This window comes from Shewanella sp. 11B5 (assembly GCF_002836795.1).
Classification (GTDB): Bacteria; Pseudomonadota; Gammaproteobacteria; order Enterobacterales; family Shewanellaceae; genus Shewanella; species Shewanella frigidimarina.
The window spans coordinates 1-5,045 of record NZ_PJAP01000419.1 but is presented as its reverse complement, the minus strand read 5'-3'; the positions used below and the strand labels follow the sequence as shown (position 1 = coordinate 5,045).

Sequence of the window (5,045 nt, the reverse complement as noted above, 5' to 3'; positions counted from 1 at the left end):
GGTTTACTTAACCAAAGAAGGCAAGGTTAAAGTTATATCTGGCGTTGAAGCGATTGTGCTACCTGTGGGCATAGAGTTAATTAGCTTATTGCCACAAGAAGCGCAAGACCAAGCGGTTATTCAGCGCGCATTAGATGACGAAGCCGATCGCCAAGCCAAAATAGTGGCAGAAGCTGAAGCCAAAGCGGCCGCTGAAGCCAGAGCTGTTCGCGAAGCAGAAGAGGCTGAGCAACGCATCATTGAAAAATCTCGTCGTAAAGAAGAAGAGTTAGCGCAATTTGAGCAACAAGAAAAAGCCCGCTTATTAGCTGACGAAGAGGCTGCATTAGTTAAGCAAGAAACTGCTTTGTTAGCCAAAGAGTTAGCCGCACAAGAGAAGGCTAAACAAGCTGCAAGCGCTACAACTGAGTCGAGTGATGCAGAGACTGCAGCCGATGAAGAAAAGCCACAGCAGCCAAGCGACACTAAAACGGTATAGATTCTAAAACGGTATTGAGACTAAAATAGTGTGAACGTTAGCGCTTAGGCGTTAACGATTTTTCTTAATAGTCTTACTAAAAAGGGCTTAGCAATTTATTGCTAAGCCCTTTTTAGTATTACGTTATAAGCGTATAGGCAAGGTGTTCACCTTGCTTCAATTACTCAGCTAACGTGGCCAGAACCACTTCGTGGTGATCTTTGGTTTTGAATTTATTCAACACATGGCTGATTTTGCCATCTGTACCCACTATAAAACTTAAGCGATGAATGCCATCGTAAATTTTACCCATGAATTTTTTCTGTCCCCATACGCCAAAACCATCAGCAACCGCATGGTCTTCATCACTGAGCAAAGCGAAGTTGAGCTGTTGTTTGTCGGCAAACTTAGCCAGTTTAGCAACAGGGTCTGGGCTAATGCCAAATACGGTCACGTGTAAACCATCAAGTTGTGCTTTGATATCGCGCAGGCCTTGTGCTTGCACTGTGCAACCAGGAGTTGATGCTTTAGGGTAGAAATACACTAGTACAGGGCCTTTAGACAATGTGTCTTGCAGTGATACCGCTTCGCCTGCTTGGTTTTGCAGGGTAAAGTTTGGTGCAGTATCACCAACGTTTAATGTGTTCATGATTGATCCTTTATCAAATGTGATGTGGATATTACGCGACTAGCACGTACAAGGTTCACATCAATGAGAGGTGACTGTAATTATTATGGCGCTGCAATGCCCTGCATACGCTTAATTGTGCACTCTAGAGACATAGACTCTGCCAGCTCATGAATACCTTGTTCAAGTTTCAATAGATTGATTTTATCAGGAATATTGATCGCTAATAAAATAGACTGAGTTTTAAGGTTGTCGTTGTCATCAGCGTGAGAGCGCACTGCCGCTAAGTCGAGGCCTCTTTCGGCCAAAAACTGAGTAATGCTCTTCATGGTTCCGCGTTGGTCTTCACCATTGAATATCACTTCAATACGAGAAACAAAGTTTTTGGGAGTATGTTTGGATGTTCGCTTCATGACGGTCATGAGTTCAAGTTCAACACTCAGCGCCGGTAATAAACTTTCTATTTTTGTTATAGCTGACCAAGAGCCAGATATCATCATAATTAGGGTAAATTCATTACCAAATAATGCCATACGACTGTCGACTATATCGCAATCACATTCGCTTGCTAAACGCGCTAAACGACTTACTAATCCTGGACGGTCAGCGCCCATTGCCGTAACGACCAGATAATTGGTCATGGATTTTCCTCACTTTTGATATCGTAGAGCGAAAACTTATGCCGAAGCATGTCAGTTTTTGTGCGGGTGCTAATGCTATCATTTTTCACTAAAACACCTCAATATAGTAACCTATATCACTCACATAAATGTGATTATTTTTTAGCGCTATGGCTTCAAAGATGCTAGGTTACGCTGCATTAAATAGCATTAATGACTTATTTCAGATTATGGTTACCGAAGAGCTTGTCATTAGTGGTTGGCATCAGTAACATAGCGAATCCTGAAACCGTGGGGAAGATAGATGATAAACGGAAGCATCGTAGCCTTAATCACACCAATGAATAGTGATGGCACAGTAGATTATGCAAGTCTTGAACGACTTGTTGAGTTCCATATTGAACAAGGTACTGATGCCATAGTCGCGGTCGGTACTACAGGCGAGTCTGCAACTTTGCCTATGACAGAACATGCGGCCGTTGTTTGCCAAACTGTTAAGTTTGCATCAGGTCGTATTCCTGTCATTGGTGGTAATGGCGCCAATGCCACTGCAGAAGCAATCGAATTAACCAAATCAATGCAAAAATCAGGTGTTGTCGCCATGCTTGGCGTAACCCCTTATTACAATAAACCAACGCCTAAGGGATTAATTGCCCATTATACGGCCGTTGCTGCAAGTACTGACATTCCTCAAATTCTTTATAATGTGCCAGGTCGTACTGCTGTTGATATGAAACCAGAAACTGTGGCTGAATTATCAAGTGTCAGTAATATTATTGGTGTAAAAGAAGCCACGGGTGATTTAAGCCGCGTTGCACGTTTGCGTGAACTGTGTGGTGAAGATTTCTTACTTTACAGCGGTGACGATGCCACCGCACGTGAGTTTTTATTACTCGGTGGTAATGGTGTTATCTCAGTTGCAAATAATATCGTTCCACATGCGTTTAAAGCCATGTGTGATGCTGCGTTAGCCAAAAATGCACAATTAGCTGAAACAATCGATCAACCATTAACGGGTATTTATCGCTCGTTATTTTGTGAAGCCAACCCAATTCCAGTGAAATGGGCTGTTCATAGAATGGGTTTGATAGCTAATGGTCATATTCGTTTACCTTTAACTGAACTTTCTGAGCAGTTTCATGGTCTGTTAATAGAAACAATGAAACAAGCTCATATTGAGGTAAAATAAATTCATGTTAAAGAAAGTCACTCCGTTACTCCTTGTTGCAGCTGTTTCAGCCTGCAGTACGCCATTAGATCGCCGTCAGGCCAATGGTAATGATGATTTCGTTAATGCTGAAACAACGCCATTATTGACGATCCCACAGGGCTTGAATACGCCTACTTACAGCAAAGAATATGACATTCCTGTTGTAGGTAATAACGTAAATAAGCAGCTTGTAGGCAAGAATCTTGATATTCGTGCGCCATTACAAGTATTGCCAATGGCTGAAGGCACACACATCGAAGAAAGCAGTGATAGTATTCGTGTCGTGATTGAATCGATTGAAAGCACTACTGATTTAAAACAAGAAATCTTTGATGTCATCAATGGCTATCTAAACAAAAATAATATAGCTGTTCGTAGCGAAGATCTTACCGCTGGCTTTATTGAAACTGATTGGATTGAAAATGATGAAATCATCGAATCTAATTGGTGGGGCAGTGACAAAGTTTATCAACTGCGTCAACGTTACCGTTACCAAGTGGATGTGAAGCCACATGGTCGCTCTGGTTCTGTGTCAATTGATTTAGTTGAGCATCAAGAGTTTTACGATGATAAAGATCAAAAAATCTTATTAAGCGGTGAAGACAAACGTCGTTACACCACTGATATGCTTAACAATGCTATTGCTTATATGAGCATTAAACGTGATCAAGCTATCCGTGCTGCACGTATTGAGCAAAGCCTTGGTATTAAAGTTGATTTAGTGACTAATGCTACTGAATCTGCTTATTGGTTGGCCGAAGCAAATTATAAGTCGGTATGGGAGCGTTTACGCTTAGTATTACCGGAAATGGGTTTTGATGTTGTTGATACTGATAACAGCAAAGGCCTGTTTTATATTAATTTAGAAGAAAGCGGTGGTTTCTGGAGCTCTTTGTGGAGCGAAGAAAAGTTGTCATTGAAAAAAGGCAATTATCGTTTACTGCTTAAAGAAACTGATGATGTTAATCAGACTAAAATATTGTTACATGATGTAGAAGACAAGCCATTATCGGATGAGTCTATTACCGAAGTGTACAAGATTATCTCTGACTTAATGCAAGAAGACCGTAAAGTTCGCTAAGGTTTATAATTAAGTTATTAAGCATGAAAGAGACGCATCGAGCGTCTCTTTTTATTTTGTTCACTGGTAAACAACAATAGTATAAACATTAATTTTTATGCTATTCAATAGGACGCTATTCAGCTCCTATCAACTCAGTTTGAATTAACCTTTTACAAGTAGTATCCCTAACATACTGACTTCATTGTTGAGTAATCACAATATTAGGCAATGCCCATTTCAACAGTGAACACTCTTAATCTGAGCAGCGACGGAATCTTAAGCCCAACACGATTTGTCACAGCATGTGTCGAACAGTTTGGATGTCCATTGTTTAAATATTCAAATAATGAGTAAAGCTAATAAAGTATGCATAAATTATGCTAATAATGTGAATTAAATGCATATTTAGCGCGGGTGAACTATTTGTTTAATCTGTTCGTAATTTGTAAGCAAAAGTAAAACAACTTGATGTGAATGTATTGCGAAGTACAATTACTTTAGATAAAAAAATCATAGATATAATTCATTCAACCTTTGATGGTTACGGACTCGAAATGAAAAAGATAATCGTACTGATTGCCATAGTGCTAGCGGCACTGTCGGCTTACTATTTACTGGCTCCTAAAGAAGCGATAGTTCAACGTCCTAGGCCAATACCTAATGTGGTGGTTGCCAAGGTGGCTATTATGCCTATTCGTGATGAAGTCGAAGCATTAGGTACGGGTAAAGCCTATGAGTCTATTATCGTTACCTCTAAAGTTACTGAAATTGTCACCAGTATTAATTTCAATGATGGCGATTTAGTTAAAAAAGGCGCGCTATTAGTACAACTCAGAAATGACGAACATAAAGCCAAAGTAGCCGTTACCGAAATTAAGTTAGTTGAAAACCTCCGCGAATTAGATCGTATCCGATCATTGGTTACCAGCAAAACGATTGCAGAATTAGAGCGCGACCGTTTACAAAGTTTAATTGATACCACTCGTGCAGAAGTGGCTCAGGCTAAAGCTGCACTCGAAGACCGCGCAATTAAAGCCCCATTTCCAGGTAAATTAGGTTTACGCCAA

General features: G+C 40.4%; 5 protein-coding genes and 1 pseudogene. 4 read left to right on the top strand and 2 right to left on the bottom strand.

Annotation, left to right across the window (positions count from 1 at the left end):
• Nucleotides 1-478 (top strand): annotated as a pseudogene (locus CXF78_RS09775) (sodium:proton antiporter); the annotation flags it as partial.
• Between the two features lie 160 nt (nt 479-638).
• Here CXF78_RS09775 and bcp read toward each other — a convergent pair.
• Together bcp and CXF78_RS09765 are read right to left on the bottom strand one after the other, a co-directional pair.
• On the bottom strand, nt 639-1,106 hold the full coding sequence (bcp, locus tag CXF78_RS09770) for a thioredoxin-dependent thiol peroxidase (protein WP_011637326.1): 468 nt from the start codon (nt 1,104-1,106) through the stop codon (nt 639-641).
• A gap of 83 nt (nt 1,107-1,189) precedes the next feature.
• A complete protein-coding gene (locus tag CXF78_RS09765) occupies nt 1,190-1,726 on the bottom strand; it encodes a glycine cleavage system transcriptional repressor (protein ID WP_011637327.1) in 537 nt (178 codons plus the stop codon).
• Nucleotides 1,727-2,009: 283 nt separating this feature from the next.
• Here CXF78_RS09765 and dapA point away from each other — a divergent pair, with 283 nt between their 5' ends.
• The 3 genes from dapA to CXF78_RS09750 form a co-directional block, all read left to right on the top strand.
• Nucleotides 2,010-2,894: a 4-hydroxy-tetrahydrodipicolinate synthase gene (gene dapA / locus CXF78_RS09760; protein ID WP_011637328.1), complete on the top strand. Its 885-nt coding sequence runs from the start codon at nt 2,010-2,012 to the stop codon at nt 2,892-2,894.
• Nucleotides 2,895-2,898: 4 nt separating this feature from the next.
• Nucleotides 2,899-3,996, top strand: a complete 1,098-nt coding sequence (gene bamC / locus CXF78_RS09755) for an outer membrane protein assembly factor BamC (protein ID WP_011637329.1) — start codon at nt 2,899-2,901, stop codon at nt 3,994-3,996.
• 536 nt (nt 3,997-4,532) lie between these two features.
• The coding region (locus CXF78_RS09750) for an efflux RND transporter periplasmic adaptor subunit (RefSeq protein ID WP_374702279.1) at nt 4,533-5,045 on the top strand (513 nt) is incomplete at its 3' end.